We start from the raw sequence: 1,988 nt of genomic DNA, 5'->3' as shown, positions 1-1,988 counted from the left end.
GGGCAAGGGATAGAAAGGATGACAGGATGCGGACCGCGGCCTGCTGGTCAAGCACGGCCTTGCGCTTGCGCATCTTCAGCCCGGCTTCGCGCAGGTCGGCCCAGGCTTCTTCGGAACTCAGCTCTTCGACCATGTAATAAAAAGGCAGAGGCACGCGACGCTTGAGGCGCTGGGTAACATTGCGCACCTGCCTTGTGATCAGGCTTTCTTCCCCGTCCTGCGTGAGGGGCAGGCCCACCACAACCGCTTCCGCCCCGGTTTCGATGATTTTTTCCGCCAGGGCGGCGAGAAAGAGCTTGCGGTCAGTATAGTCTTGCAGGCGCACGGTCGCCAGAGGGAAGGCCATGCGCCCGTCAGGGTCCGACACGGCCAGGCCCGTGCGGGCCAGGCCGTAATCCACACTTACAAATTTCAACTACAGCCCCATTTTTTCGCGTACCAGACTCATGGTTTGGCAGGCAAAGGCGCGGGCGCGTTCATTGCCGTGAGCGAGGATTTCGTCTACCCGGGCGGGATTGGCATCGAGCACGGCGCGGCGCTGCTGCAAGGGCGTCAGGAATGTTTCAAGGTTTCTGAGGAATATTTTTTTGCAGTCCACACAGCCCAGTGTAGCGGCGGTGCAGCCCTGGCGGATTTCTGCCTGTTCTTCGGCGCTGCTCAAAAGCACGTGGTACGGAAAGAGATTACAGACATCGGGATTGCCGGGGTCGGATTTGCGCAGGCGGGCTTTGTCGGTAAACATGCCACGCACTTTTTCCTGAATATCCGCCATGTTGTCTGACAGAAAAATGCCGTTGTTGTAGCTTTTCGACATTTTGCGCCCGTCAAGGCCGGGGCATTTGGCTGCCGGGGTGAGCATGGCCTTGGGTTCGGGCAGCAGGTCGCCGCCGTAAAGATAGTTGAAGCGCCGGGCGATTTCGCGGGTCAGTTCCATATGGGGCAACTGGTCTTCGCCCACAGGCACGCCGTGGGGGCGGTACATGAGGATGTCCGCCGCCATGAGCACGGGGTAGCACAGAAAACCCGCATTGCCGAGGTCCTTGTTGCTGATCTGCTGCTGCTGTTCCTTGTAGGTGGGGTTGCGCTCAAGCCAGGACACGGGCGTAATCATAGAGAGCAACAGCGAAAGTTCGGCATGTTCCTTTACCTCGGACTGGCGGAAGATCACGCAGTCTTCGGGATTGAGGCCGGCGCCCACCCAGTCCTTGACCATTTCGCGAATGTTTTGGCCCACTTTGGACGGATCGGCATAATCGCTGGTAAGGGCGTGCCAGTCTGCCACAAAAAAGTATGCCTCTTCCGTGTGTTGCAATTCGACCCAGTTTTTCAGCACGCCGAAGTAGTGGCCGAGGTGCAGGGGGCCGGTGGGCCGCATGCCGGAAACAGTGCGCAGTTCTTTGCTCATGAAAAACAGTCCTTTGAAATTATAAAATGCCCAACAGAGACAACAGGCCACGGGCGCTGCCGCTCACCAGCGGCCCCAGCACCATGCCCAGCAGGCCGGTGAACAACAGGCCCAGCAGGATGATAAAGCCGAAGCGTTCGACGCTCAGATAGCGCAAGGCTGCATTAAAGGGCAAAAAATAGGCTACAACCTTGCTTCCGTCCAGCGGCGGGATGGGCAGCAGGTTCAGCCAGCCCAGGCCGAAATTGATGACAACCCCTGCCTGCATGGATTTGAGGGCAAAAATGTAGAAATTGCTGTACTGCCATTCAATGGGCGGAAAAAAATTCAGGGTCAGGCGCAGCAGCACGCCGAAAATTCCCGCCAGAATAAAGTTGGTCAGCGGTCCCGCAAGGGCGACCAGCATCATGCCCTTGGCCGGATCGCGAAAATAGCGCGGATTGACCGGCACAGGCTTGGCCCAGCCGAAAACAAAGGAGCCGCTGAGGCTTGTGAGTCCGAAGACCATCAGCCCCATCGGGTCGATATGCGGCAGCGGGTTGAGGGTCAGCCGCCCCATCATGCGGGCGGTGGGGTCGCCGCA

The 1,988-nt window shown here is 58.7% G+C and carries 3 protein-coding genes; all 3 read right to left on the bottom strand.

What is annotated here, in order from left to right:
* The coding region (ruvX, locus tag V6C07_RS02105) for a Holliday junction resolvase RuvX (protein WP_333534737.1) at nucleotides 1-415 on the bottom strand (415 nt) is incomplete at its 3' end.
* Nucleotides 416-1,405 carry a tryptophan--tRNA ligase gene (trpS, locus tag V6C07_RS02100; RefSeq protein WP_333534736.1) on the bottom strand — a complete coding sequence of 330 codons (990 nt, stop codon included), beginning with the start codon at nucleotides 1,403-1,405 and terminating at the stop codon, nucleotides 416-418.
* Nucleotides 1,406-1,424: 19 nt separating this feature from the next.
* On the bottom strand, nucleotides 1,425-1,988 hold a 564-nt coding region (locus tag V6C07_RS02095; protein WP_333534735.1), incomplete at its 5' end, for a site-2 protease family protein.

This window comes from Desulfovibrio sp. 1214_IL3152, assembly GCF_036763055.1.
GTDB lineage: Bacteria > Desulfobacterota > Desulfovibrionia > Desulfovibrionales > Desulfovibrionaceae > Desulfovibrio.
This window is presented reverse-complemented; position numbering and strand designations above follow the sequence as displayed.